The sequence below is a fragment of the Pedobacter sp. SG908 genome (assembly GCF_011759615.1).
Classification (GTDB): domain Bacteria; phylum Bacteroidota; class Bacteroidia; order Sphingobacteriales; family Sphingobacteriaceae; genus Pedobacter; species Pedobacter riviphilus.
Genome location: NZ_JAAOYY010000001.1, coordinates 2,086,303 through 2,112,484, shown reverse-complemented (window position 1 = coordinate 2,112,484; position 26,182 = coordinate 2,086,303). Strand labels below are relative to the sequence as shown.

General features: G+C 39.7%; 16 protein-coding genes. 1 reads left to right on the top strand and 15 read right to left on the bottom strand.

Annotated elements, in window-relative coordinates:
- Nucleotides 1–167: 167 nt before the first annotated feature.
- From FHT21_RS08540 to FHT21_RS08470, 15 genes are all read right to left on the bottom strand, one after another.
- Nucleotides 168–2,429, bottom strand: coding sequence for a DUF5703 domain-containing protein (locus FHT21_RS08540; RefSeq protein WP_317169960.1), 2,262 nt, complete (start codon nucleotides 2,427–2,429; stop codon nucleotides 168–170).
- A gap of 112 nt (nucleotides 2,430–2,541) precedes the next feature.
- Complete coding sequence (locus FHT21_RS08535; protein WP_167294267.1) at nucleotides 2,542–3,969, bottom strand: sialate O-acetylesterase; 1,428 nt, start codon at nucleotides 3,967–3,969, stop codon at nucleotides 2,542–2,544.
- A 132-nt stretch (nucleotides 3,970–4,101) separates the two neighbouring features.
- Entirely contained in the window at nucleotides 4,102–6,165 is a 2,064-nt protein-coding gene (locus FHT21_RS08530; RefSeq protein WP_167294266.1) for a glycoside hydrolase family 127 protein, read from the bottom strand.
- Nucleotides 6,166–6,210: 45 nt separating this feature from the next.
- Complete coding sequence (locus FHT21_RS08525; RefSeq protein WP_167294265.1) at nucleotides 6,211–6,801, bottom strand: hypothetical protein; 591 nt, start codon at nucleotides 6,799–6,801, stop codon at nucleotides 6,211–6,213.
- A gap of 26 nt (nucleotides 6,802–6,827) precedes the next feature.
- On the bottom strand, nucleotides 6,828–10,247 hold the full coding sequence (locus FHT21_RS08520; RefSeq protein WP_167294264.1) for a glycosyl hydrolase: 3,420 nt from the start codon (nucleotides 10,245–10,247) through the stop codon (nucleotides 6,828–6,830).
- Between the two features lie 120 nt (nucleotides 10,248–10,367).
- Nucleotides 10,368–11,660, bottom strand: a complete 1,293-nt coding sequence (fucP, locus tag FHT21_RS08515) for an L-fucose:H+ symporter permease (RefSeq protein WP_167294263.1) — start codon at nucleotides 11,658–11,660, stop codon at nucleotides 10,368–10,370.
- 75 nt (nucleotides 11,661–11,735) lie between these two features.
- Nucleotides 11,736–12,176 carry a MaoC/PaaZ C-terminal domain-containing protein gene (locus FHT21_RS08510; RefSeq protein WP_167294262.1) on the bottom strand — a complete coding sequence of 147 codons (441 nt, stop codon included), beginning with the start codon at nucleotides 12,174–12,176 and terminating at the stop codon, nucleotides 11,736–11,738.
- Between the two features lie 269 nt (nucleotides 12,177–12,445).
- Nucleotides 12,446–13,528 carry a Gfo/Idh/MocA family oxidoreductase gene (locus tag FHT21_RS08505; protein ID WP_167294261.1) on the bottom strand — a complete coding sequence of 361 codons (1,083 nt, stop codon included), beginning with the start codon at nucleotides 13,526–13,528 and terminating at the stop codon, nucleotides 12,446–12,448.
- Nucleotides 13,525–14,763, bottom strand: coding sequence for an extracellular solute-binding protein (locus FHT21_RS08500; RefSeq protein WP_167294260.1), 1,239 nt, complete (start codon nucleotides 14,761–14,763; stop codon nucleotides 13,525–13,527). Before FHT21_RS08500 ends, FHT21_RS08505 begins: the two co-directional genes overlap by 4 nt.
- On the bottom strand, nucleotides 14,756–15,919 hold the full coding sequence (locus FHT21_RS08495) for a CaiB/BaiF CoA-transferase family protein (protein WP_167294259.1): 1,164 nt from the start codon (nucleotides 15,917–15,919) through the stop codon (nucleotides 14,756–14,758). The genes FHT21_RS08500 and FHT21_RS08495 overlap by 8 nt, the downstream gene beginning before the upstream one ends.
- A gap of 258 nt (nucleotides 15,920–16,177) precedes the next feature.
- Complete coding sequence (locus FHT21_RS08490; RefSeq protein WP_167294258.1) at nucleotides 16,178–17,329, bottom strand: CaiB/BaiF CoA-transferase family protein; 1,152 nt, start codon at nucleotides 17,327–17,329, stop codon at nucleotides 16,178–16,180.
- A complete protein-coding gene (locus tag FHT21_RS08485; protein WP_167294257.1) occupies nucleotides 17,326–18,486 on the bottom strand; it encodes an extracellular solute-binding protein in 1,161 nt (386 codons plus the stop codon). Before FHT21_RS08485 ends, FHT21_RS08490 begins: the two co-directional genes overlap by 4 nt.
- Before the next feature lie 178 nt (nucleotides 18,487–18,664).
- Nucleotides 18,665–21,226, bottom strand: a complete 2,562-nt coding sequence (locus tag FHT21_RS08480) for a glycoside hydrolase family 2 TIM barrel-domain containing protein (protein ID WP_243853924.1) — start codon at nucleotides 21,224–21,226, stop codon at nucleotides 18,665–18,667.
- Between the two features lies 1 nt (nucleotide 21,227).
- The gene (locus tag FHT21_RS08475; protein ID WP_167294256.1) at nucleotides 21,228–22,340 is read right to left on the bottom strand and encodes a glycosylase; all 1,113 of its coding nucleotides are present in this window, start codon (nucleotides 22,338–22,340) and stop codon (nucleotides 21,228–21,230) included.
- Entirely contained in the window at nucleotides 22,337–25,096 is a 2,760-nt protein-coding gene (locus tag FHT21_RS08470; RefSeq protein ID WP_167294255.1) for a family 78 glycoside hydrolase catalytic domain, read from the bottom strand. Before FHT21_RS08470 ends, FHT21_RS08475 begins: the two co-directional genes overlap by 4 nt.
- A gap of 276 nt (nucleotides 25,097–25,372) precedes the next feature.
- On the opposite strand from FHT21_RS08470, the gene FHT21_RS08465 reads away from it, so the two are divergent.
- Complete coding sequence (locus FHT21_RS08465; protein ID WP_167294254.1) at nucleotides 25,373–26,146, top strand: IclR family transcriptional regulator; 774 nt, start codon at nucleotides 25,373–25,375, stop codon at nucleotides 26,144–26,146.
- Nucleotides 26,147–26,182: the final 36 nt, after the last annotated feature.

The window sequence follows — 26,182 nt, the reverse complement described above, 5'->3', positions numbered from 1 at the left end:
TTTTTACTAATTTTATATTGATCGTCACCCTGAACTCATTTCAGGGGCTTTTTTAGATAGATGCTGACCACGAAGTAGCTACAAGACAATTGAAAATACTACCCTACTTGTAAAATAAATCCGATAGCAATCGGATCAGCCTGACGAAGTGGCTAAACCTTAGCCTATTATTTAATCATATTAATTATATCCGCTTTCCTTGATTCCGGCAATACTTTTAAATCCATTAATTTCCCATCTTTTAAAGTGCCTTCAACGGTGGTTTGGTAAGGTGCATATAGTTTGAAATGTACGTCCCATTCTTTCGGCCATGCTGGGTAAAGATAAATCTTTTTTCCGTCTACCTGCATCAGCATTTCCTGTAAACCGATCATACCCGAGCCACCCCAATTATGGTCTGGTGTCCAGTCGAAGCCAGGTCCCCAGAATGCCGGGAATCTCCTTCCCGAGTCTTTTAACTTGGTTGTGGTTAATTTTGCAGCATCTTCTGTTAAACCTAATCTTGCTGCAAAAATATTGTCCTGTTTCCAACCGATATAACTGCGGAATTTCAATACATCTGTATCGTATTTAAAGGTATTGATAGCGGTGTCTAAACCAGGTTTACCAATTCCGTAAATTCCCCATGGATAAACAGGATACAACTGTGGGCCTTCTGTATTGTTAATGCGCTCCCAAAGTTTTGCCGGAGCAATTGTGGTGTGGCCGTCAAATGTTCTAAAACTGATTGGTGGAATGGTTTTTAGCATGGCTTTCCATTCCGATTTTTGCTTTTCAGCTAAATTGGGATGCTCCAGAAGTCGTTCTATAACGGTTTTTAGTGCAGCAATGGTTGAGGTGGAGTTATAGGCTATTTTATAGGTTTCGGCACCAGAGCCAGGGTACAAAACCAAATGTCCATCGGCATCTAAAGCTTTTGCCCCGCGCTGTTTGGCTAAATAAGTATAGTGTTCTTTGAAAAAGGCAAGTGAACTTTCAATCAATGGAAGATATTTTTCGATATTATTACCATTATACCTTTCTGTTTCTAAAATCATCATACAAAACTCTAAAGCGGTATCCCACTCATATTCTAGCCAGGCATTGTATTCCATGCCTTTGTCAAAATCGGCAGGACGTTTCCAGCCATATTCTGCTGGGTTTGGTAGCCCGAAGTTTTCCAATTGCTCTGTAAAACTGGCGCCATTATGTCCCCAGGCAGCCTGCGTTCTGATTTCAGCATTTTTTAACAAATTCAGGTAGAAATCAAATTGGGGCTTCATCATCTCAAAATCGCCACTTTTTAGCATCGGCCAATAGACCAACCGTTGGTTTTGTGCGGTGTGCGTACCTCCTCCCCAATTCCTGAAATCGGGTGTATATTTCAGCGCCGTATCAGTAAGTTGTGGATCGAAGGTAAATAACCCGCCATTAAATTTCGTTGGGTATTTGCCAAAGGCATTGCAGCCCAACATATACCTGAATAGCTGATAATTTTTAGCCGATTGATTGGCTGATCCATCTTTTGAATTGATGTAAATGAAACTCTTTTCAAAGTAATCGTTCCACCATTTTATACTAGTTTTATGATTGTTATTGATTTTTAATGAAGTTAGCTGTTTTTCCCAATCAGAAATTGATTCATTTTTAACGGTATGTAAAGCAATGGTAATGTGGTTTGAACGCGAAGCTTTTTTACTTTTCAAAGTCCAGGCTTTAAAAGGTGTACTTAAATAAATACCTTCATCATTGCCTGCCGGAAACAGGTTATCTCCCTGCATTGAGCCGCCGAAAATCAGGTTTTTTAGCGGATTGAACAATTCGGCCTTTCTATCATCAAGACCTTGTTGTTTTACTGTAATATCGAATACGGTCTCGGGTTTATTTTGATGGTAAAATTGAACGGTATTGTTTTTAAAAGTAATTTCATCTCTAAAGGTTTTTACAATGCCCTGAGGCGCCCATTTATACGAATTTTGGTTGTTCTCTTTGCCTTTTGTGATGCGGTCTTCAAAGCGCCAGCTTTCGTAGCTGGCTTCGGTTATGATGTTTTGGCTGGATTTAATGTCTAAATGGATAACCGGATTAAAAACATCTACCCAAACATTGACTTTCGTACTTAATTTACCGTTTGAGCCTGAGACCTGGGCGTAACCATCTTTTAAGATCAGTTCTTGTTTAAATGATTTCCCCTGAAAAGGGTTTGGGGATAATTTGAGTTTTACACGACCAAGCTTAAGCAAGGTATTATTCTCGTCGAAGGTGCCGCTTTTGGATAGATAGAGGTAAACATTACCATTTTCTACCCAGAGGTTAAGGCCGATATCGCCTCCACCTACAGGCATGGATGCTGATGAATTAAGGCTTTGGGTATTCCAAACTACGTTAGTTGAGGATTTTTCTTGGGAAAAAGCATTTGAAGAGAGGAAGCACAAAGATATGGAGCACACCAAGAAAAGGTTTACGTTTTTTGACCATATAAGGCATATCAGAACATTTAAGTTCTTAAATAAAATACTTGGTGCGCTTAGTGTCTTCGTGGATAAATTCATTTTAAAATTATTAATTCTCCCAATCATCAGTGCGGAATGAGGAAACCGGTAAGCCATCGTTTCCGAATAAATCGCCGGTTACAAAATCTTTGAAGGCGTAGCGAACAGCCACTGGTGCTTTAACCTGTACTGCTGAAACAGTGATGCTACTTCCGATTATAGTGGCTTTGGCCGGGTAAAATATATGGTCTGCTCCTGCTACTTCAAATAAGGCCAAATCTTTGCCAAATGAAGTTAAGCCATTTGTTACATTTTGGAACTTGATCACCGCTTTATTTTTATCGATGTTCAAAGATTCATAGTTCGGGCTTAATGCACCAAAACCTTTTATACCATAGGTTTGAGACAAGGCCAGGTAAGCCAAACGAGTTCCACCTTGTTTCTTGTTTGCGGGATGGATTGATTTTTCCTCGCCGATATCCATTAAAACTGCCATTCCCGAATTTGGAATTTTAGTCAGGGATTTGCGTTGTGCATCCCGTAAAAAGGCTGAGTTAAATTTTCCACCAACATGATAAGGCGGTAATTGTGCATAATTGTACGGTGCGATTTGCGCATAGTAGAAAGGAAAATCGCCATTATCCCAATTTTTTCTCCAGGAAGAAACCATCGCAGGCAATAAGTCTTCGTAACGGTCTGGACGTTCATAATTCGATTCGCCCTGATACCAGATGGCACCTTTTATGCCATAACCGATTACAGGATAGAGCATGCCATTGTATAAAGTTGTGGGCGTTCTGCTTACTTCTTTTATGCTGTCGGTTTTTGAGGGGATTTTAACCTCGGGGAATGCTTTTAAATCCTCGGGCGACATCCAGGCCTCGATTGTAGAACCGCCATAACTATCGTTGATGATCCCAATGGGAACATTTAACATTTCGCTTAATAAGGAACCAAAGTAATAAGCAGTTGCGCTAAAATTGGCAACGGTTTCCGGCGCAGCTAATTTCCATTGTGAAGCTTTGCTATTTTCTTGTCGTTCGGTTACAGAAGAACGCGGAACCGTATAAAGCCTGATGTTTTTATTGGCAGATTTTAGAATGGCCTCATTTGAACCAATTATCGGCTGACTTTTAAATCCTTTCATGGGCATTTCCATGTTCGATTGGCCACCACAGAACCAAACTTCGCCAATTAAAATATCGGTCAGGACAAGTTTTTCGCCATCATTTAATTCAATATGATATGGGCCTCCGGCTGATGGAGTCGCAATTTTTATTTTCCATTTACCCGCCTGATCAGTAATAATGGTGTAGTGCCGTTTGTTCCAGGAGGTATTGATTTTTACCTTGGCAGCAGGTTTGGCCCAGCCCCATATGGCTACATTGCTTTGTTGTTGTAACACCATGTGATCGGTAAAAATCGATGCAGGTTTTACTGTGGCTGATGCAACGAGACCACATGCGAGGTTTAAGAATATGAAGAGTTTTAGTTTCATTTTTGTTTTTTCTGCTTTAAAAATATTCGTCATTCCCACGCAGGCGGGAATCTTAAAGCTTTTTGCATTAGGATTATCTCCGATGAGCACTTCGTGGTTCCCAATCAGGTTGGGAATGACGCCCCTATTACATTATCTACTCACTGGCAGCCATACCGACATTTCTGAATGACCACGGTTTCCCCAGGCAAAATATGGCACCAGTTTAATTTCTGTTGTTGTATTTTTATCTTCAATCGGCCTGTACAACACATTTTTCCAATTGTTTGGCATTACCATTTTTGCATTTCCTACCAAACTCATCATCGCAGCGCCATCGATATTAATGGGTTTGACCTCAAATTTGGTTGAAGCCAGAATAAAAGCATTAAAAATACTTTTACCAGGTAAATCTGTCGATTCCAGGCAATAAACAATTGGTCCGCGTTTTACCGCTACCTGATTCCTGTTTTCTTCAACCAAAGGATTGGCTTCAATCAAAGTGGCATCCATAGGGAGATTTAATTCTATTACATCACCGTTTTTCCAAACGCGGCTGATTTCTGCGTAAGTTCCGGAAATGGCTTTAACATTTTCAGTTTTTCCATTGATTGTGATCTGTGCATTATGTGTCCACGACGGGATTCTCAAAAATAATGAATAAGCTTTATTCCCTATTTCTTTAATGCTGATTTTGATCTTCCCATCCCAGGGATAGTTGGTTTCTTGCGACAAAGAAATTTTCTGACCACTAGTTAATGTTGTATTTAGGTTATTACCGCCATATAGATTAAACCACAGTCCTTTATCTGAAGTACTGTAAGCATAATCACTAACTTCTGCAATGGTTCTGACTACGTTTGGCGGGCAGCAATTGGATAATGCGATATAAGGCACCCTATCTTTCGACCAGCGTTGTTTAAAAGGTAAATCGTCTGATTGCGCCAAAGGATTGGTGTATAAAAAGTTTTTTCCATCCAAACTAATTCCAGACAGAACGCTATTGTGCAAAGCGAGTTCCATTACATCAGCATATTTTGCATCGCCTGTAATCTGCAACATGCGCCAGTTCCAGAGTACGTTACCAATGTTGGCGCAGGTTTCGTTATGTGCGGTAAAATTGGGCAATTGAAAATCGCGGCCAAAAGCCTGGTGGATTTTCTGCACATCGGCCGGGTTATAAGATGTGCCATCGGGCGAAGTCCCATCATATAGCGAGCCACAACCACCTGTAATGTACATTTTGTGCTGATTGACATCGTCCCACATTAAATTTAAAGTATTTAATAGCGAATCTTTACCCGTTTCGGCATATAAATCAGCTACACCCGCATAAAGGTAGTTGGCACGAACGGCATGGCCCATGGCCTTCGTTTGTTGTAGAAAAGGAATGCGATCCTGGTTATCGTCTGTTCCGTCATTAATCTTACCTTTTATGGCAATTAAATGTTGGGCCAGTTCTAAATACCGGGGATCTTTTGTGGTGCGGTACATTTCTACAACGCCCATGTAATGCGATGGACAAATCGCATTTCGTGCTAATGTTGGCGAAGCAGATTTATAGAAATTATACAGATAATCTGTCGCTTTTTTAGCAATGTTGAGCAAAGTAGTTTTTCCGGTTGCACGATAATGGATGCAGCCAGCTGTCATTAAATGGCCTATATTGTACGATTCGAAGCTCAACCTATCCTGAAACTGGTTTTTAGACCCTGTTTTGCGCTGCTCAATCATTGCTTTGGTATAGATGTAACCATCGTCGCGTTGTGATTTACCGATTACCACAATGGCCTTATCCATCATTTCGTTCAGTTTCGGGTTTTTAGTTGAAGCATATAAAACAGCTACAGCCTCCAGGGTTTTGTAATAATCGCCATCATGGAAAGATGGACCAGCATGCGAACCCGTATCTAAACCTGCTGCAATTTTGAAATTTTCAAAAGCATGACTGATCTTGGGATCGTTATAAATGGCCCACATATTGGGCACCATGGTTTCGGTAGCTACTTTAAAGCGGTCGGCCCAAAATCCTTTTGTCCAGGTTACATCCGTCATATTGATGCTGTGCAATTTCGCATAAGGCGAATTTGACGTATTAACCAAAGCTTTGTCTTGTGCTTTAGCACTTAACGTTAGAAAAAGCGCTACACAAACAATTACCTGAACTCGTAAAGTATGCAGGACAAAATTTTTGCTTATATGGGATAGCTTTTTCATTATTTTTTAGTTTTTAAACTGCAAATGTTTCTTGTTTTGGTGTTATTAATCTAGTTTATTGCCAAAAGTCCTTAGATTCTGAAGCGTAGGTAATGGCCTGATCATTATTTTCTTTGTATTTTTCTTTAAGATTTTTTCGGAACCCAATAACATTGTAGTTTCCGTTCTCACTCCTGTTAAAAGATTAAATACAGTCTCGGTTGTCGAATTTTTCCCATCATAAACTACGCTAGAGACTTTAATCAATTGAAAAATTCCTTTTTTGTAGATGAATTGATACGCTAAGCGAACATCATTTTTTTCAGTGTTCATTAATAAAAATCCGTTTTCAATAAAAAAATAAGGGATTTGATTTTTAGTATGTACACCGTTTACATATTGGGGTTCAATTACATCAGTTGAAGAGAAAACCATTTTAAATTTCTTATTTGGCTGTAAAAAAAATATTTGTAACCTTAATGGAACCGCTGTATCGATCGTATCCATCATAATTACGGTTTTGTCGATCAAGCCATCTTTATTTAAATCGCCCTTTTCTAACCTGATCTGGACATTAAAATTATCCTTCACCTTCTTTTGTTGAGCGTAAACAATAGTTTGGGTAAGAACCAGAATTAATACAATTATTTTTTTCATTTATTTTGAAATCATTAAATCTCCATTTACTCTTCCACTTGTATCACTATCGGCCCTAATAGTCCTGCAGGATTTAAAGCTTTACCTTCCAATCGGAAAGGTGCAGTTGTTTTGGTAATTCTTTTATTTTCTGGCAATTTGCTATCGCCTATTAAACGGTTAGCCCAGGTATTTGTCACTTCGATGGTAATTTGATTCTCGCCTCTTTTAATGGCTTTACTGATTTCTAAACGGTGCGGAGCAGTCCACAAAGTGCCGCAGTTTATTCCATTGATTTTTACTTCGGCAATACTGGAGAATTCGCCTAAATCGAGCCAGATTTTACCTTTAAGATCGTTATTGAAGGTGAAGTTTTTGCTGTAGATTGCAGTTCCTGAATAATATTTAACCAAACTATCTGTATTTTGTGTCCAATCGGTTAAATCGCTAAATATTATTGGTTTTGATGGACCTCCATAAGTGGGATCAAATTGAGCTTGCCAAGTTTTAGAAATATCCTGAATCGTTTTGAAGTTAGACCAGTTGTTGCCATTATTAAATTGAGTTTTAGGGGTTTCCTTTTCGAAGAGAAAAAACAAACTTTGATTAGGAGCAATTTTATAAGTAAAACCTGTTCGCCCCCCTTTACTAGACCAATTATTAATGTCAGTTAACTTATCGGCAACAGCATCATAAACTTGTGGTATTTTATTGGTTACACGAAATGAAAACCAGAAATTTCTTTCTTTAGCCTCTTGATTAGAAATAAAATAGATATCCTTTTTGTCAGTTTTCCTGTGATTATAAGCAACTTTTTTTGCATAAGTAATTGGCTTACTGTTCGGATTGGATTCCGTTACATAAAGATCTGGTTCAATTCCTACAAGTTTAAAATTATCGGCATTAAAAGGAGCTTTAAACAGATTGCCTTTATCCATTACTTTCATTAAAACAGGATGATGATGATTATTTATCTCATGAAAATTATTCTTCCAAATTTCATCCGCTGCCGAGTTAAACGCAGATTTACTAACTTGTTGTAAACCATTTTGATACAAAGGCATGTCTGCTACAATCACATTAGCTCCCGCTATAATTAATTCAAATATTTTTTTTACAGTTGTATAACTCATATGCTGATAATTCGGGTTCATTTTCATGTTACCCGGTATTACCAAAATTTTATAGGTTGCCCCACTTTCGAAAACAACATTGCCATCTTTAACAGTTGCTGTACTCAATACATCGGGATTAAAGCTATCATAAGCATATCCACGTAAAGGATTTACCCAATTTTCGGGATCGGACATATTTGCTGAATGGGTTACACCGGCTGGTATTTGCCTTAAAGGTTCACCAACATTTGCGAGGCGTTTCTTTTCAACCTCCACAACATCAGCACCAAAAATACCGGGCAAGGTTTCTACCAGCCTATCTGGTAAAACAGAACGGCGTGGTAATTCTTCACCAGTAAAAACGGCGATATCTACAACAGGTTTGCCTTGTTGTAACAAGCTTTGGGTTCTTTCTGCATAATCTACCCATGCTTTTCCAGCCTTCCACCAGGTTTGATCGCGTTGGAAATAAAGGCCAACACCATCTAAGGTCATTCCAGGTTTCCGATCTGTCCAGGGATTATGTGTAAAAACGTGATACACCAATTTATTGATCCCTAAAGCATAATTACGATCCTGTAAGGTTTTCATATTCGCTGGACTTTCGTTCCAGTCCATTCTGACTGTTGTAAAAGCTTCGGCCTGGATGATGTTTTTACCATAAATATGTGCGCCAGAAATGGCATCCAACATATCATTTGGTTTGTCGTGCGTAGGGCTGTTTAACCAGAATTCGCCCATGGGAATGTCAACCGTTTTGTAATGCATTAATCCGTCACTCATCATCGTTGGTGCAATACTTTCGGCTGTAAAAGTTACGCCTTGATCCTTTGCCAGTTTCGCAAGTGTTTTATAAAACTGATCTACAACCAATTCCGAAATCGTTTTTCTAACATCGTAAAGGAAATTTTCGGACACAGATACATTCTCTACAGGCAATCCGGTCATGATAGGTAAATAAGGCGTTAAATCGTAACCTCTACGCTTTAAAAATTCTGCTTTAAATACCGGCGACCAATTCTGGCTGCCACATTCCCAACTGTCTACATGGAAAACGCTTAGAACTTTTTTGGCTATTTCTGGTCCGCCATGTTTTAAGGCTTCACCATACCAATTCTTGAACTGTAATTTTATGGCTTCTGGGTTAAATTTATCACATTCCAATCCTCTTCCACCGCCACCAGTTGCGTTAGTATGCCCGGTTGAGGTATGACCGATCCTTAAAATTGTCCAATTACCTTTCGGCGCTTTCCAATTTAAGGTTCCATCTGGATTTAATTTATCCGTTAGGTTAATGATCTTATTCAACGGTACACACAGGTTTTTGGCAATTTCTGCTTCTGTACTTCTCTTACTGATCCGCCAGACAGAACCGTTTTTACCTTCAAATTGATTGAGCTGCGCTTCAGAAGACAGTTCAAGATTCACGAGCTTTAATGATGACTTCCATTTGGCTGCATCTAAATCCTCTGAACCTGGTTCGGATCCCTTTTTGTCATAAATAAACCTGAAAAACCTAGCGGTGGTAGGTACAATGGAATGGGTAACATCTTCATCGGTATCCTGCCAGCCATGACGGGGCGCTTCCAACCTACCTATTGATCGGAAATTTTTCCCATCATCACTTACCTCAATGGCCAAACGTTGTGCCTGATAGTTATTTCCGCTGATTTTAATGGTTATCGTTCGGCAGGTGAAAGGTTTTTCAAATTCGTACTGAATATAACATGGTTCATTTGAACCAAAGTTTTTCTTATTCCCTGGCTGAACGAGACCAGTGGCATCAGCACCATTGCTGGCTGTAATTTTGGGGCTAACCGTTCTTGTTGAAATGCTTTCACCAATTGGTGAGGGGTAAGCGTAAACGGCAATATCTTTATAATAATTTTCTTTTGATTCTGGTTGAGGTAAATTGATCTTAGTAACTGTATTACTGCTATTTATTCTAGACCAAACTACTTTCTGCATCGACAATTCAGGTGTTATCCATGGGCCACCTGCCAGCGCGAAACCATCGCTCACATGCATGCCTAATTTCAGATCCAACCGTTTCGCCTCATTCATGGCAAACTCAACCATTTGCCACCATTCTGGTGTTAGTTGAACGGCAGGCGGTGAATAAACTGGTACTTTATCAGGTCCTTGAATGCTCATTAAATAAGCACCCGCGATGCCGTTTGATTTCATGGCTTCCAGATCGGCTGTGATGCCGGCTTTTGAAACCGCACCTTTAACCCAATACCAAAATACCCAAGGTTTTGCACTTTCGTTCCGTTGCGCAAAAAGGCTTACTGAAAAGCCAAAGCAAAACAACAGCATGAATATAAAAATCTTGCTAAACCTAAATTTCATTTTTTTTATTTTATTATAAATACCGAAGGTGGCTTTCAACCCGCGAAACAATCTTTATTCAAGAATAGATTGCCTCGTTGTTCCTCCTTGCATCCGATACCTATCGGAAGACGTTAAATTTTATTTGTGTGCGATTTTATAACCCCGTAAGCCGAAATAAAGGACGAAAACAAAACAAACCAAAGGGATGCTATAGCCAATCTGGATATTATCGCCATACATATCGATTAAACTTCCCATACCGAATGGTAAAATTGCGCCGCCCACAATCGACATGATCAACCATGAAGAGCCTGGCTTGGTATCATCACCTATACCATCGATTCCTAACGCGAATATGGTTGGAAACATAATCGACATAAAGAATCCGACAGCACCTAAAGCATAAACTACATAAGAACCTTTACCTAAAATGGCAACTAAACACAATAAAATAGAGATTACCGCATAAATAGCGAGCAGTTTATTCGATGATACAAACTGTAAAATCGCAGTTCCTGCAAAGCGTCCAGCAGTAAACAAAAATCCATATATCGCTAAATATGAGGCTGCCGTCCGCTCATCGAAGCCTCCACCCTGTTGGGCCATTCTAATAAAGAAACTGGTAACACAAACCTGCGCACCAACATAAAAGAACTGAGCAACAACTGCCCACTTGAGGTGTTTATGGCGTAGTGCGCCAAAAAAACTTCCTTTTGCTTCTCCATCAATACTTTTGGTTTTGATTTCGGGAAGGTGAATAAAGTAAAATACAGCGGCTATTATCAATAAAACAATGCCAAGGGAAATGTATGGTGTTTTAACTGATGCTGCCTCTTTTAAGAAATAACTGTTTCTACCTGCCTCCGTCATGGCTGCCAATTCTTCTTTGCTGTGCGATTTACCTGAAAGGATAAACAATCCGCCAATCATTGGAGCCACCATAGCAGCCAATCCGTTGAAAGATGCCGCCAGGTTTAATCTGCTCGTTGCTTTCGTTGGATCACCCAATACAGCAGCATAAGGATTGGCAGAAGTTTCGAGCATGGTTAAACCACAACCAATAATAAAAAGTGCAATCAAAAATGTAATGTACGACAGGTTATTGGCAGCTGGCACAAATAAAAACGCACCGAAAGCAAAAGCAAGTAAACCTGAGATCATGGTTGCTTTATAACCCCACTTTTTCAAAATCATTCCGGCTGGAATCGCCATTAAAAAATAAGCAAAGAAAACTGAGGTATCAATTAAAGTAGACTGCCGATTATTGAGGTTACAGGCTTTTTTTAAGTGTGGAATCAGGATAGAATCGAGGTTATGTGCCATTCCCCAAAGGAAAAACAAGCTGATTACGAGTATGAACGGCAATAAATACTTCTTTCCTGATGAGGGATTGCGCTCAGTTACAATTTCTTGCTGTGTGTTGTGGTTCATTATATTTGGTTTTTTTGTTTGAATTGGCAAAAAAAGATTGCCGCGCCGTTCTTCGTCGCAATGACGATTTTTATCTTACTTTTTCTTCACTACCAAAAGATGGTCGCAGACTAATACAACCGCTCCGTGTTGGTTGATGATTTCTACATGCTCGGTTACGGTGCCATATTCTGGCCTTTTGCTCTCCCCTTTTTCAGAAATGGTTATTTCGGAGTGAATGGTGTCGCCAATAAAAACAGGTTTTACGAATCGCAATTTATCATATCCTTTACTCATGGCTTCAGGATTGATTTCTGATGCAGTTAAACCGATACCAATGCTAAAAATCATCGTTCCGTGGGCTATTCGTTGTTTGAACGGCTGTGTTGCACACCATTCGGCATCCATATGGTGCGGAAAAAAATCGCCTGTATGACCTGCATGAACTACAAAATCGGTTTCTGTTATGGTACGACCTAGCGTTACACGTTTATCTTGTAATTGATAATCTTCAAAAAATGTTGATTTGAAATACATCTTATTATTTTTTAATTTTTCTTTGTCTTAGCCAGACGGGCTCTTTTCTTTTGACTGCAAAAGAAACAAAACGCCCAGCTTAAAATTTTTCTTTTAAAGGAACTGCGTTGGCCTTGACAATGCGTTCCGAAAAATTTGTTAGGCTGGATTTAAGTGGAACGGTTTTTAGTGCTTTGGCCTTTCAAATTGCAAATAGCATCCGTTCATATATTGTCCAATTCCTAAATCATATTACCTCGATCGCTTATTATCTGCCTCACAATAACGATTTAATTATTTAACTGTTCTTTTACCTTTACCCCTCCAATATCACTCGATTGGTAGGCACTTTCTACCACGGCCATGGTTTGGATTACATCCTCGACACTGGTATGTAAAACATCGCCTGAACCTTCATTATAACACATCAAATTGGCCATAGTACCAATAAAAGCCTCTGGAAACCAAGATCCCTCTAACTTAACTGTTTGCCATTCTGGTGATTTTCCATCTTCTACAATACAGTATTCAAAAACATCTGGTACACCGTGCGGATAATCCATCAATAAGCCAATTTTAGCCACAATGGCGCCTTTGGTTCCCTCCCATTTAATATAACTTTCCTGATGATTTGGACCGAAATCGTGATCGTGGTTGGTGTTGATTACCGCATGCATCGTATCGCCATAATCGAATAAGATCGTAGAACGAGATGATGACAAACTTTTCGCCGGATGTTTTAAGGTTTTTGCTAAAATACTCTCAGGATTACCCAAAAATGAACGGATTAAATCGACATAATGAATGCTGTGGTATTGAATTTCTAAACGTGGATGGATAATTACATGCGGAAAAATCTCCCAAGGCGTTTTAATCGTTACGCGGACTTCCATATCGTATAATTCGCCGATTAAACCTTTATCGATGATGTATTTTGCGGCACTTACAAATGGTGCAAAACGCAATTGAAAGTTTATAGCCGCTTTTAAATTCTTGGTTCTGCAGAGTTCGAGGATTTCTTTTGCCTGTGTAAAATCATCGCCCATAGGTTTTTGAATTAACACCGCACTTCCATCGGGCAACTGCTTTAATGTTTCGATGTATTGCTCAGGCATGATGGTTAAATCGTAAACTGCATTGGCTGGAGCCAGTTTTACGGCTTCGGCCACAGAATTATAGACATTTGGAATTCCAAAAGCATCTGCTAACTTCTGTGCCCGTTCTTTCGTCCGGTTTACAATGCCATGCACTTCAAAACCAGCAATTTTATACGCTGGCAAATGTGCATCGGCCACTATTCCGCCTGCACCAATAATAATGATGGGCTGTTTGGTCTGCGGGAGTTGGGGTTTATATTTGATATCAATACTCATTTGTCAATTTCATTTATCTGGTTCTGTGCACGTTGAATGAGTTCTTCGGTTGCGGCATCGGTATTGATGGCCTGCAACACCATTTGGTCGATAATGGCGGCAATAGCAGCCCAATTTTGTTTCTGTGGCAACATATTCGCCACCTGGTGTAATTGTTCCAGTTTATGGTAATAAGGAATAACCTGGTTGATCTCTTCATCTTTCCAGGTCGAAATCCGGCAACCAATCCCTCCTGCTAAAGTGAGCTGTTTATCCTGTTCTCTGGCTAAGGCAAAACGAAGAAAATCGTATGCGATATCTTTGTGTTTACTACCCTTAGCAATGGTGTAAAGCCAGTATACGTTTAAAGAAGCTGATTTTTCGTTAATGGCTGAGGGTAAAAGTTCAACATCTATATTGCCTTTCACTTTTGAATTTGCATCTACTTCACACATCGCTGCAAAACCGAACCAATTGATCATCATAGCGGCTTCACCTTGCGAAAAGGCTATTCCTGCGGCTACGGATTCGAATGCTGCAGATTTTGGATGGACAGCAGTTTTATCGTTAACAATTTTACGGTAAAAGTTTAAACCATCAATCGCCGCTTGTGTATTGATCTGGATAAAACCATGTTTGTCAACCAGTGTCCCGCCCCTCGTCCATAATTGCAGCGCAAAATCAAAAACAGTATTATGGCCATCAGGATAACAGGCGAAAATACTGCCATATAAATTTTGTTCGGGACGATTGAAAAAACGCGCAATCTGATGAAAATCTTCCCAGGTTTGGGGTATTGCTAAGGTTTTGCCGAATTGAGCAAAATAGCGGGCTTTTTCGGTTTCACTTTCGAACAGGTCTTTTCTATAAATAAAACATTCTGGCCCATCATGAAATGGCAGGCCAACCACCTCCCAGCCGAAGCGCTGCAGTCCTAAAAGCGATTTGCTCCACCCCCTCGGGAAATCGTCGGGCTTGTTTTTGTTGATGTAGGGATTTAAAACTTCGAAATCATTGCCTGAATAGCCTTCCAACACCCAATCGGTACTGATGTGCGCAATATCAAAATCGCCGTTTGCCAATCCTTTTTGAGTGATGGTACTGTCGTAAAGTTCGTGCAGGTCCATTACCACCATATCCAACTTTAGTGTACAGCCCGAACTGAGACAATATTGTTCCCAGAATTTCTGCATCGCAGCTTCAAATGGCGCAAATTTACGAACGGCTATCCTGAAAGTTTCTATTTGGTTATGCATTTGCAGTGCTATGCTTGGTTATAAATTCTTTGATAATATTCTCATTATCCTGTCCTAATTTTGGCGAACCAATTGCTGAAGTTAATAATTCGCCATCAATGCGGATCGGGCATCTGGTGGTTTCATATCTGTAACCATCAATCATTTCCACTTCCTGAACCATCTTCAACACCTTAAAACCCTCATGGGCCATTAAAGCATTCCAGTTTAACACATCTGCACACCAAATATCGGCAGGTTCTAAAATGGAAAGCCATTTTTCGGTAGTCGCCGATAAAAGATGATCAGCCAAAATGGCCTTAATCTCATCACGTTTATCGAATGCCTCGGTGATTTCGATGTAATCTTCTAATGGTTCGCAGCCAAGCAGCTTGCCGAGCTGTGGAATGGACACCATCGCCAGGGCTAAATATCCGTTTTCTGTTTGATAAATCCCATAAGGAGCGCCTAAATATGCATTTGCATTGTTCTTTTTAGAACGTTGAGGCAAAGATCCGCCATCATTCATAAAAGTGGTGATGGTTTCAAACTGAAAATCGTAAGCGGATTCCATCATGCTGATCTGCACAAAACCACCTTCGTTTTTTAATGCTTTTCGGTATAAACAGGCCAGGATTCCCTGCGCCAAATGTGCGCCTGCTAACATATCTACAATGGATAAACCCATTGCTACAGGGCCACTATCGGCATTTCCGGTTAAAGCGGTTAAGCCGGTAACTGATTGTAAAAGTAAATCCTGACCAGGTTTGTTTTTCCATTCGGTCCTGTTGCCATAGCCTGAAATTTCGCCATAAATTAGGGTTGGATTTAAAGCGATTACGGATTGATAATCGAAACCTAAACGCTCCATTACCCCTGGACGGAAATTATGGATCATAACATCTGCTTTTTTAAGCAGTTCGCGTACCATTTCACAATCTTCTTCACGTTTTAAATCAACTTCAAAACTTTCTTTATTCCTGTTAATGGCATGAAAAACAGATGATTCGCCGTTCATAATCAGATTTGAGGTATAGAGCGTGCGGCAAATGTCGCCTACACCCAAACGCTCAATTTTGATTACACGTGCCCCCATATCGGCCAGGCGCAAACTTGCTGATGGCCCCGATAGGAACTGACTGAAATCGATAACTAAATAATCTTCAAGCGGTAGCATAATTTTATTTTTTAAATCGTCACTTCACTAAATGCAATCCTCATCTCGGCCGTAGTGTTCCAAAGGAATTCCTTCGGAGGAGAGATCTATTAAGTCTTTCTCCGATAGATTTCTCTCCCGAAACTTCGGGATTGCGCTTCATCCGATAGCTATCGGATCGAAATGACGACTTTATTTTATTTTTCGTTTGTCATTCTGAGCCAGTCGAAGAACCTTTTGTAGATTTATCTCTGCGTTTCGACAGGCTCACCGTGACAATTAATTTAATTCAAACTCTTTATTAATCCCAGCCGTATTAAAACCAAGTTTTGGCGCTGCTTTACCGGCAAATAACTTTTCATTATCCAGTCTAATCGGGCTAACTGTTGTCTTTATTTTTTTGCCATCATCTAAATCCAATTCCTGTTCAATCTGTAGGCTTTTATAGGTATTCGTGGCGGTTGCAGTTTGATAGTTTAATACTTCTGCGCACCAAATCCCGTGGCTTTCCAAAAGATCAACCCAATGTTTTGTACCAGCTGTTTTAAAGGTTTCGGCCAGGCGGACAATTAATTTATCGCGGTTTTCGAATGCTGAACCTGCCTCAACATATAAGTCAGTAATATCGCAATTAATAATCGTACAGATATTCGGCAGGTTGCCCATGGCCATGGCAATATAACCGTTGTTGGTTTCGTACATGCCATAAGGAGCGCTTAAATAAGCGTGTGCACTGCCTTTTGCTCCGCTTCTATCGGGTAATTTACCACCATCGTTTAAGTAGGTGGTTAATACTTCAAACTGTACATCCAAAATGGATTCGAGCAAACTCACCTCAACCAAAACACTTTTATTGGTTTTTGCCCTTTTGATCAAAGCGGCCATAATACCTTGTGCCAAATGGTTTCCACACATAATATCCGAAACAGAAAGTCCGAAAGGAACTGGTCCGTCTACATCAACACCCGATAAAAATGTTAATCCTGAAACGGATTGTACCAATAAGTCCTGCCCTGGCTTGTTTTTCCACGGACCTTCACTTCCATAGCCTGTAACTACACCATAGACAATTTTAGGATTAATGGATTGAACATTTTCGTAATCCAGACCAATTTTTTCCATCACACCAGGACGGAAATTATGCGTCATTACATCAGCCTTGCTGATTAATTTTTTAAGTCGTTCTAAATCTTCCGGATTTTTTAAATCGGCGGCATAACTTTCTTTATTTCGGTTAATGGTGTGAAAAAGCAGGCTGTCTTCATCCACAAAAAGATTCTTGATGGATAAAAATCTGCAGGCATCGCCTGTTTTTGGTCGTTCGATTTTAATCACACGGGCACCCAAATCGGCCAGTTTCAAGCCAGCTGATGGCCCTGCCAAAAATTGGCAAAACTCTAAAACCAAAAGTCCTTCAAGCGGTCTGTTCATGATAACACTAAACTTTTAGATTGCTGATATAATTTATTCAGTGCCGATAAAACCTGGATTTCATCGCCTCCATTCATTAAATAATCGCGCACCACATCGCCCGCGTGATCTTGAAAATACATCGAACCGTGGTAACGTGGACGGAGAAAAGCTCTTTGCAAGGCCGGTAAAGTATTCAGAAAATAATGCTGGCTCTGGCGGTTGACTTCTTCATTTTTCCATGCGGCCAAATGCCCTGGCTGACCACCACTTTCAAAAAACAAAGTAGACTGACAAGCCGGTGAACCTACGAATTCTACATATTTGGCAGCAATCTCCAATGCCTCGCATTTAGCTGAAATGGCTAAACCTGTTCCACCTAATGTACTTCTCAGGTTGGTTTTACCATCTAAAGAAATCATATCGTGAAAATGCAAGGTTTTGCGGGCATAACCATTACGCGAATAGTTCGAGTAGCCATAAGCAAAGGGGCAATACGCAATTTCGTCGGTTAAAGTCATTGCTTCATAAACCTGGATCGGGTTTCTGTTGAAGTTTGCTTGATCTATTTTGGAGGCTAGTTCCCGATACATTTGCAAAGCCCTGCTACCAATTTCCTTAGAGACCACCTCTTCGTTTCCTTGACAAGGATCTTCACCTAAAGAGCAGCAAAGGGTATAAAAATTCATTAAAACATCGATGGGAATACCTGCAAAAGCAACCAAACCATTATCTGCAAGTACCAATAGATCTTCAAAAGATTTAGGTAATTGCAAATCCTTTTGAGCGAATAAATCTGGTCTTGAAGCTGCTACAGGAGTTGCAGCATCTATCGGTAAAGCCCATAAGTGTTCATTATAAAAATAACTCTCGTAAGATTGACCTACCGAATTTTCTTCCTGATCTTTCAAATATTCTTTAGAAAGATAAAGATCCAAAGGCACTATTGATTTTGTTTTTGCGGCAAAACCTGCCCAGGGATGATCGATAACCAAGAGATCAAATCGTTCTGCCAACTCCTGGATTGAAAAATCGGCAAATTGCTGCAAACTTCTTTTCTCCCAGGTGATGTTTACATTTGGGTGCAATTCAGAAAATCGTTGTGCCGTAGCCACCAATGGCAAAAGCCCGCGGCTATGGTTCCAGGTTATTCCTTTTAAATTAATTATCTTCTCCACTTTATTTCTTCTTTTTATCTAATGGTCGGTGTCTCCACCGACCATGTTCTTATTTTAATTTTTTCAGTTGGTGAGACACCAACCGATAGATTTAATGGTTGGTATCTCCACCAACCATGTTTTTATTTTACTTATTTAGGTCGGTGATACACCAACCGATAGATTCATTTCTGTTATTCTATTTTCCTGTTTTTATAATTATCGATGATGATGTTAAACCAGCTGATGAAGCTGTTAATTTTATGGTTCCGGTTTTTTCTGTTGATTGAAGAATGGCCAAACATAAACCATGGAAAGTTTTACGGTAACTGGCTTTAAAAGGCTCTAAACTTGCCTGAAACCCATTATCAACACCTGCAATAAAACCAACACCTTCAACCTGAAAATCAACCAGATTATCTGCATTTGGCACTACGTTACCAGCAGCGTCTAAAACGCGAACGGTTACAAAAGACAAATCTTTACCATCAGCTTTAATATTTTTTCTATCGGCTATTAATTCAATCTTTGCCGGATCTCCTGCGGTTTTCACTTCACGTACTAAAACATCTTTGCCACTTTTACGGGATACTGCTTTTAAAGTTCCAGGCTCAAAAGGCACATTCCAAAGCACATGTAAATCATCGCCCTGTTTTGATTTTTTTCCTAACGATTTTCCGTTCAGGTACAATTCTACCTCATCGGCATTGTTGTAATAGGCCCAAACTTCTACAGATTTTCCTTGTTTCCAGTTCCAATGAGGCAGAAGGTGTAATACAGGTTTGTTTGTCCACTCGCTTTGGTACATGTAATATGAATCTTTCGGGAAACCTGCTAAATCAACAATTCCAAAGTATGAGCTTCTTGCTGGCCACGGATAAGGTAAAGGCTCACCCAGGTAATCAAAACCCGTCCAAACAAATAAACCTGAAACATGGTCGTATTTTTTAGCTGCTGCCCAGGTTTCTTCGTGTGTAGAACCCCAATAGGCTGAAACATTGTCGTAAGCGGATGCCGACCATTCGCTGTTACCTTCGGTAAACTTTGTTTTTCCGTCTTTAGGCCAACGGCGGATGGTATCGGCTGTATCGTAAAAACCTCTGGTTTCTAGCGCAGAAGTAGTTTCTGTTGCTAAAAATTTGACTCCAGGGTAGTTTGTAGGGAAATCTTTATACAGTTTGTGATTGTAGTTTAATCCATAAATATCAAGCGCATTGGCCTGGTAGATAAAATTCTTTTCGGCTTTTGTTTCCGTTAAAGCTGAGGTTACCAGCCGGGTTTTATCTAAGTTTTTAACGATACCAACCAATTCTTTTGTAATCGCGATGCCTGTACTGTCAAACTGCTCGCGGATTTCGTTACCGATACTCCATAGAATTATGGATGGGTGGTTACGGTCGCGTTTAATCATATCTTCCAGATCTTTTTTATGCCACGCTGGAAAATCGAGGTGGTAATCGTTTTTGGTTTTCTTTTTCACCCACATATCGAAAGCCTCATCCATAACCAGAAAACCCATTTTATCGCATAAATCTAAAAATTCAGGTGCAGGTGGATTATGCGCTGTACGGATAGCGTTCACCCCCATTGCTTTCATTATTTCCAGCTGGCGTTCCATAGCCCTCACATTTACTGCGGCGCCTAAAGCACCTAAATCGTGGTGTAAACAAACACCTAAAATTTTCATTGGTTTTCCGTTTAACGAAAAGCCTTTAGCTGCATCAAAATTGAATTCACGCACGCCAAAAGGTGTTGTATATTGATCAATAATCTTCCCATCAGCCTGTGCAATTTCCACCACCAACTTGTACATGTTCGGATGATCAACTGACCACAGTTTAGGATTAGCTATCCCAAGACCATTAATTGCCATTGTTGTAGAAGTTTCACTGGTGTGGAGTGGCCATTCCTTTTTTTGCAATTGGATATTTTTATCATCCAAAATGGTCGTCAGGATTGTATAAGTACCTTTTGTGTTGAATTTATTTTCAATGTCGATCTCCGCATTTACTGACGCGATACTTTCACCAGGTTTTAATTTTCTGCTTTCGTTGCTTTGACCTTTATCGCCGCTGATTAAGAAGGTTTTCACAAAAGTGCCATTGCGTTTGATTGAAACTTTTGCTGTAGATGTAAGCCATACATTTCTATAAATCCCCGAACCCGAATACCAGCGCGAATCGGGCTGCGCTGAGTTATCTACTTTAACTGCAATGATATTTTTCCCAGCTTTTAAGAATTTGCTGATCTCGTAAGAAAAAGAGCTGTAGCCGTAAGGCCTTTTGCCCAGATACTGACCATTGATCCAAACTTCACTGTTTTTATACACGCCGTCGAATTCGATTGTGATTAATCTATCCTTAAAATTGGCAGGAGCTGTAAATTCTTTTCTGTACCAGCCAATGCCTGTGGGTAAACCACCTCCCTCAGGTTTTGCAGGGTTTTTCTCATCGAATTTTCCTTCAATGCTCCAATCGTGCGGTAAAGTGAGTTTTCTCCATTTAAGATCGTTATATGCTGGGGATTTTGCATTTGGTTCGTCTCCCAAAAGAAATTTCCAATCTTTGTTAAAGCTGGTTCTGATGCGGGGTTCATGCCTAATCTTATCTCTATTGGTCGTCATGGCGAGGCACGAAGCAATCTTACTATTATGGGTTGGCTGTTCTTTCGCATTAGGATTGCTTCGTGCCTCGCAATGACGGGATGCACACAGACCTAATACTAAAAAAAATACAACATTAAAATTACTTAGCCTCTTCATGTTATTTCTTTGTTTCGCTTACGAAATTCAATTTACTCTTACCTAAATCTTTCGATGTAGCCACGGCAATTCCACGCTGATCCTGTTTGTTAACCGCACAATAAAAATGGTACACCGTGCCTTTGTATTTCAGTACGAAAGATTTATGCGCGTATAATTCATCATATTTTTCTGACGACTCAATCAGGTTGTCACCAGTCCAATCTGTCCAGTTTACCAGGTCATTTGAGGCCGAAAAACGGTTAAATGAACCTTTTCTGTCTTGCCAGAAAGCACCGAAGTAAAACATTACCCAGGTTCCATTAATGTTTTGAATTACAGCATCTCCTGTAATGCCAGCGGGGTGATGAACAACAGGGTTTTTATTGAACCGCCGCCAATGAATCATGTCATCAGAAACGGCCATGCCGATCCGTTCGTACCAGCGTGTTTTTTTATTGTTAACCAAAGAATCGCCCACAGCATTGTAATACATTACAAACCGATTTCCCGTTAATTTTTGTTTATCTTCAATCACCGTACTTTTAAAAAGTTTGTTCCGGTTTTCCCACCAACGTACATCTGCATCACCCGAAGTCAAAACAGGTTTATCTAACCTATTCCATTCTTGAACCATTGATGGATCTTTTGTGGTATAAGCCATTCCGATAGATAAGGGTTCTACTTCGTAACCTTTTTCTTTACCTCCGAAATACGACATCCAATATTTGCCGTCAAAGGTGTTCAGGGCATAATTTCCGCCCCATTTGGTATCCAATAAAGCATTATAACCCGCTTTTTGGTTATCATCCCAATGACCTGCATCTCCAAACGACATCAGTTTACCCTGATTTTCCCAATGCAATAAATCTTTACTTTTTGCCAGCCAGGTCTCGTAACCACGACCACTAAAAATAAGGTAGGTCATGTACCAAAACTTCCCCTTGCGGAAAACTGTCGGACAATCCATTTTATGCTGATTGTCTTCAGGAACCATTACCAAGCCATATTTGTAAGGCGTTTTTACTTCCTGATAAATTTTTTCCATGGTTTCGGCTGAAACAGGATTCGTGGTTTGAGCATTCAATTTTAATGCACTTACAAAAAGGAAAAATGCGAGGATTATCTTTTTCATTTGTACTTTAAATTAAACTTATAATATCCTGATCCCACAGCAACCTTAGCTTTCCCAGCTTCTATTCCTGCATCCGTAAAGGTCGAATTGTATTCTTCGGAGATTTCATATTTCGGCAAAACAGGAAAGTAAATTGTTGCTGTTGTATTTACCGGGATATTCACCTCCAGTGTAAAAGTTCGGTCTGTTTTTTCCCATTTGCAAGAGATTTTGCCATAAGGAGAATTGTAACGCACATCAGCTGAGGTTAAATCGCCTACAACTTCTGGTTCGATTTTAATTTGCTTAAAAGCTATTGAGTTTTCTGCCTGACGGATACCACCAACAGCACTATACAGCCATTCCATTAAGTGCCCCAGCATAAAATGGTTGTTGGATACGGTTGGTAAAGCTGCCCACGATTCGGTTAAAGCCGTTGCTCCTTTGGCGATCTGCATCCCGTAACCGGGAACATCCGAACGGCTGTTCATATCAAAAATCACATCCGATTTCCCGGCATCTTCTAAAACGCGCAACACATAACGATAACCTATATCGCCTGCTGTTAAGCTGTTTTTACGATCTCTGATATCTTTAACCAAATTCTCGATTACTGCATTTTTATGCATTTCTTCAGCCAATTCCATATAAACCGCCATTGCATTTGCAGTTTGAGAGCCTGTTGCATACTGTCTGCTTTTTGCATCAAAGAATTGATTGTTGAATGCATTTTTTACTTCAAGGGCAAGTTTTGCATAGGCCATTGCATCGGCTTTTTTGCCCAGCAGCGTAGCCGTTTTTTCTAAGATTTTTAAATCATAATAATAAATGGCTGTACCCGTAACGCCCATTGGCGTTAACTGAGAAACGCCGGGAGGTTTTGGTCCCAGATCGTACCAATCGCCTAAACCTTGCGATAAAATGTGGTTATTTGCTTTGGTGCCCAAATAATTAATGTAACGTTGCATCATTGGGTAATAATCAACCATAGCCTGTTTATCGCCATACCACTGATATAAATACCATGGCATTAAAATGCTACTGCTGCCCCATTCAGGCGAATCGCGGAACATATCGCCACCCCACTCAAATTTTACATACTCAGGAGCAATTTCTGGAATTAAACCACTAGCCAATTGCGAGTTCTTCATATCCTGTAATGCCTTTTTGAAAAGCGGTGCTGCATTATAATTGTACCGTACAGAACTGCCCATTAAATGCAGTTCTTCTAACCATCCCAATTTTTCGCGATGTGGGCAATCAGTAAAAACACTTACCATGTTGCTTTTAATCGCCCAATCGATCAGGCTGAAAGTTTTATTGAACAGCTCGTTCGAGGATGAAAACTTACCCACCTGCTCAGCAGCATTTCGGATATGTAAAGCTTTTAAAGCTTCTATTACTGATTTGTTAGATGGATTTTCTTTGCCGCTTGGAACAGCTCCTTTAACCTGCAGGTAGCGAAAGCCTGTATAAAAGAATTTAAGACGCCAGGTTTCTACCCCCCCGCCTTTTAAAATGTAGGTAAAATAAGATGGTCCGCCGATATTTTTTTGTGTTACCGAACCATCAGCTTTTAATAATTCGGCTGGGGTAATACTGACAGTATCGCCTTTTTTTCCTCGGACTTTCAATTCGATAATTGCAGAAGCGTTCTGTCCCATATCATAAACCCATTCGCCATGGGCAACCGGATTAATATTTTGAGGTGAAAAATTTTCGAAAATCTTTACAGGTTCTTCTTTTTGGGCATTTAGTTTCGGACCATCAGCTAATAACGACGATTTCCATCTGCTATCGTTAAAACCTGCTAAATTCCAGCCTTTTTGCTCAAGGTTGGCATTGTAATCTTCACCGCCATAAATGCTTGAAAAAGTTATGGGCGATGGCGCGGTTTTCCAACTTTGGTTACTGATGATATTCGCTGAAGTTCCATCCGTATATTCGATTAACAGCCTGCAGATCATTTTCGGATAACCATAAGCTACTTTTAATTTTCTATACCTTTCTTTAACTGGAGGAATATAATAAAAACCATTGCCCAACATCACTCCTATTGCATTTTCACCTCTCTTAAGCTGTTTAGTTAAATCATAAGTCAGGTACAAGGCCTCTTTATCATACTTCGTCCAGCCAGGTGCTAAAAAGTCATCGCCAACTTTCGCTCCGTTTAAACTCATTTCAAAATGGCCTAAACCAGAAATAAAAGCTGTGGCTTTTTTAATTGTCTTCGTTACCGTAAAACCTTTTCGGAACATTGGCAAGATGTTATTGCCAATGTATTTATCTTTTTTACCATCCGTTGGCAGACTATTTACGTTAGAATCCGCTAGTTTTTCGTAGGCAATCCATTTTGCACCTTTCCAATCGGCTGTGTTGAGCAATCCCATTTGCCAAAAGGCAGAAGCGCTCCAGCCAGATTCATGTCCGGAACTGTCCCAAACACGGACTTTCCAATAATAGGTTTTGCTTGATAATAACTTTTTACCTTTATATTTAATCTGTAACGATTGGCCAGACTTTACTTTTTTGGTGTCCCAAACATCCCCAATATTTTTATTTAAATTGCTTAAACTGCTAGAAACTACGATTTGATAGCTTGTTTGCATGATATTGTGTTTAGCTGATTGCAGTTTCCAGCTCAAAGCTGGCGAAAGAACATCAATGCCTAGAGGATTATTCCGATACGCACAATCCAATTGAGCAACCTTAATATCTTGCGCAAAAAGCGGAATGCTTAATAGATAAAGCCAAGAAAATATTACGAGTTTGCTCATTCACTATTGCACACCGTTTCGGATGTTTTGGTTAGGTTTATAAATGGTTATTAGGGATAAAATCCGTTCAGAAATAAATTCTAAATTCTTTTGAATTAAGCTTTATAAATTTCTTAACTTTAAAATACTATCTCTAATTCAAATATAAATGTTTTTTTTAAATATGAAAACATATATTCGTATTTAAATTATACAAAATCTTCTCTTGGATAAATAAGAAAGCATTTTGTATGTTTGAAATTGTAAAAAATACGATACAGCCAAATTTAAACCCGTATGAACGAAAAAGAATCAAAGTACCAAGCCCCTGCTTTGGATAAAGGACTTGATATATTGGAGTATTTATCAGCACAATCTATCCCATTGTCACAAACTGAAATCGCTTTTGGTATTGAGAAAACGCCAAACGAAATTTACAGGATGTTAATGAGTTTGGAAAGTCGCGGTTATATTTTGCGCGATGAGGTTTCGGGCAAGTATAGGTTGTCGTTAAAGCTTTTTTACCTCTCGCACAGGCACTCGCCTATTGATGAACTGCGTAAAGCTGCGCAGTTTCCTTTAGAAGAACTGGCAAACAGCATTCGTCAATCGTGCCATTTGAGTATTTTGTATATGAACCAGGTTATGGTAATTATCCATGCCAAAAGCCCTGGGCCAATTGCGCTTTCTATCGAAGAGGGAAATTTGTTTCCATTGCCTTTAACTGCATCGGGCAAGGTTTTACTGGCTTATATGCCCGAGGCTGAGCGCAGCACAACATTAAAAAACAATTCCATTTTTAAAAAATATGCTAAAGCCCAGCAAGAAGATTTTTTGACTTCATTGGAAGATATTCAGCAAACTGGCTCTTATTTCAAAAATAGTGATTCAGTTTCTGGTGTAACCGATCTTTCGGTACCAATTGGTATTAATGGCAATAATGGAATTATTGCCTGTTTAACCATTTCGATGTTAAATGCGATCAACGTAGATCAAGCGATTGAAAATGATGTGATCCTTGCCGAGGCCTATAAATGTGTTAAAAAGATAGAACAACGGATTGGGGTTTAAGCCTCTTTTCAAACCTATCAGGTTTTAAAAACCAGG

Excerpts from the sequence above, each read along its gene's own strand:
- FHT21_RS08480 (WP_243853924.1), bottom strand. The coding sequence starts at position 21,226 with ATGAAGAGGCTAAGTAATTTTAATGTTGTATTTTTTTTAGTATTAGGT.
- FHT21_RS08465 (WP_167294254.1), top strand. The coding sequence starts at position 25,373 with ATGAACGAAAAAGAATCAAAGTACCAAGCCCCTGCTTTGGATAAAGGA.
- FHT21_RS08530 (WP_167294266.1), bottom strand. The coding sequence starts at position 6,165 with ATGAAAAAGCTATCCCATATAAGCAAAAATTTTGTCCTGCATACTTTA.
- FHT21_RS08510 (WP_167294262.1), bottom strand. The coding sequence starts at position 12,176 with ATGTATTTCAAATCAACATTTTTTGAAGATTATCAATTACAAGATAAA.
- FHT21_RS08490 (WP_167294258.1), bottom strand. The coding sequence starts at position 17,329 with ATGAACAGACCGCTTGAAGGACTTTTGGTTTTAGAGTTTTGCCAATTT.
- FHT21_RS08525 (WP_167294265.1), bottom strand. The coding sequence starts at position 6,801 with ATGAAAAAAATAATTGTATTAATTCTGGTTCTTACCCAAACTATTGTT.
- FHT21_RS08520 (WP_167294264.1), bottom strand. The coding sequence starts at position 10,247 with ATGAAATTTAGGTTTAGCAAGATTTTTATATTCATGCTGTTGTTTTGC.
- FHT21_RS08500 (WP_167294260.1), bottom strand. The coding sequence starts at position 14,763 with ATGCATAACCAAATAGAAACTTTCAGGATAGCCGTTCGTAAATTTGCG.
- fucP (WP_167294263.1), bottom strand. The coding sequence starts at position 11,660 with ATGAACCACAACACACAGCAAGAAATTGTAACTGAGCGCAATCCCTCA.
- FHT21_RS08475 (WP_167294256.1), bottom strand. The coding sequence starts at position 22,340 with ATGAAAAAGATAATCCTCGCATTTTTCCTTTTTGTAAGTGCATTAAAA.
- FHT21_RS08505 (WP_167294261.1), bottom strand. The coding sequence starts at position 13,528 with ATGAGTATTGATATCAAATATAAACCCCAACTCCCGCAGACCAAACAG.
- FHT21_RS08495 (WP_167294259.1), bottom strand. The coding sequence starts at position 15,919 with ATGCTACCGCTTGAAGATTATTTAGTTATCGATTTCAGTCAGTTCCTA.
- FHT21_RS08535 (WP_167294267.1), bottom strand. The coding sequence starts at position 3,969 with ATGAAACTAAAACTCTTCATATTCTTAAACCTCGCATGTGGTCTCGTT.
- FHT21_RS08470 (WP_167294255.1), bottom strand. The coding sequence starts at position 25,096 with ATGAGCAAACTCGTAATATTTTCTTGGCTTTATCTATTAAGCATTCCG.